Origin of the sequence: Henriciella sp. (assembly GCF_049649345.1) — a bacterium.
In the GTDB taxonomy this organism is placed as follows: Bacteria; Pseudomonadota; Alphaproteobacteria; order Caulobacterales; family Hyphomonadaceae; genus Henriciella.
In genome coordinates this window covers 1-1854 of sequence record NZ_JBARZC010000356.1, presented here as the reverse complement: position 1 = coordinate 1854, position 1854 = coordinate 1, and the positions used below count along the sequence as shown (strand labels likewise).

Here is a 1854-nt window from a genome sequence, read left to right as displayed (position 1 = left end):
ATGGCGAAACCGCAAACTTCATAGAGGCTGCGGGAGGCGAGACGGACGCTTTCGCCGTGCTCTTCGGGATCAGAGCCTGGTATTAGCGCTCTTTCTCAGCAAAAGCAGGCGTTGCTCTTCGTGTGCCAAAAGGCGGGGTTCACATCCCGCCTTTCAGCGCGCATGCTGGCGATGATGAATGGTGAGAGACAAACCAATCTCTAAGCCAGCGACAGACATATAGGGAGTTCAGAAGAGTATGAGCCACGAGGTCAAGACACATCCGGTTCCAGAAGCCTTCGCGGCAAAGGCAAACCTCACTCCGGAAAAGTATCGCGAGATGTATCAGGCCTCGATCGATGATCCTGAAGCCTTCTGGCGCGAGCACGGCCGGCGGATTCAGTGGATGACACCGTTTACGCAGGTGAAGGATGTGTCCTGGGACAAGGATGACCTTCACGTCAAATGGTTCGCAGATGGCACGCTGAACGTGACTGAAAGCTGCCTGGACCGCCAGCTGGAAACACGCTGCGACAAGCCGGCCATCATCTGGGAAGGCGACGATCCTGAAGACAGCCACACGATGAGCTACCGCCAGCTGTATCACGCTGTGTGCCGCTTCTCGAATGTGCTGAAAGACATGGGCGTGAAAAAAGGTGACCGCGTCACCCTTTATATGCCGATGATCCCGGAAGCCGCGATGGCGATGCTGGCTTGCGCACGGGTCGGCGCGGTTCATTCTGTCGTCTTTGGCGGCTTTTCACCAGAGGCGCTCGCCGGCCGGATCACCGATTGCGAATCGAAATTCTTGATTACCGCTGATGAAGGGGTTCGTGGCGGCCGGACCGTCCCGCTCAAGGCCAATTGCGACAAGGCCTGCGATCTTGCTGGCGGCATGGTCGACAAGGTCCTCGTTGTCCAGCGCACGGGCGGCGATGTCGAGATGAAAGAGGGCCGCGACATCTGGCTGCATGAAGCTGGCGCCGATGTCGCTGATACCTGCCCGCCAGAGCCCATGAATGCGGAAGACCCGCTCTTCATCCTCTACACGTCAGGCTCCACGGGAAAGCCGAAGGGTGTGCTCCATACCTGCGGCGGCTATCTCGTCTGGGCGTCGATGACGCATGAATATGTCTTCGACCTGAAGGAAGACGATGTGTTCTGGTGTTCGGCCGATGTCGGCTGGGTCACAGGCCACACCTATATCGTCTATGGCCCGCTCGCGAATGGCGCGACGTCTGTCATGTTCGAGGGCGTGCCGACCTATCCCACACCGGCGCGTTTCTGGGAGGTATGTGACAAGCATAATGTCACGATTTTCTACACTGCGCCGACGGCGATCCGGGCGCTCATGCGCGAGGGCGAAGGGCCCGTGAAATCCACTGACCGATCGAGCTTGCGATTGCTCGGGACGGTCGGCGAACCGATCAATCCTGAAGCCTGGGAATGGTATTATCACACGGTTGGCGACGGGCGTTGCCCGATCGTCGACACCTGGTGGCAGACCGAAACAGGCGGCACGATGATCGTTCCACTGCCCGGAACGACAGACATGAAACCTGGCGCCGGCAGCCACCCTTTCTTTGGCGTAAAGCCGAAGCTCGTCGATGCAGAAGGCCATGAGCTGCACGGCGCGGCTGCGGGCAATCTCATCATCACCGATAGCTGGCCTGGCCAGATGCGCACGGTCTATGGCGATCATCAGCGTTTCATCGAAACCTATTTCTCGGCCTATCCCGGAAAATACTTCACCGGCGATGGCTGCCGGCGCGACCGCGATGGATTCTACTGGATCACGGGCCGCGTCGATGACGTCATCAACGTCTCAGGTCACCGCATGGGCACAGCCGAGGTCGAAAGCGCACTGGTGAGCCA

General features: G+C 59.0%; 1 protein-coding gene. It reads left to right on the top strand.

Features of this window, described 5'->3' with window-relative positions; genetic code table 11:
• Positions 1–238: 238 nt before the first annotated feature.
• The coding region (gene acs, locus WA989_RS09780) for an acetate--CoA ligase (protein ID WP_424340312.1) at positions 239–1854 on the top strand (1616 nt) is incomplete at its 3' end.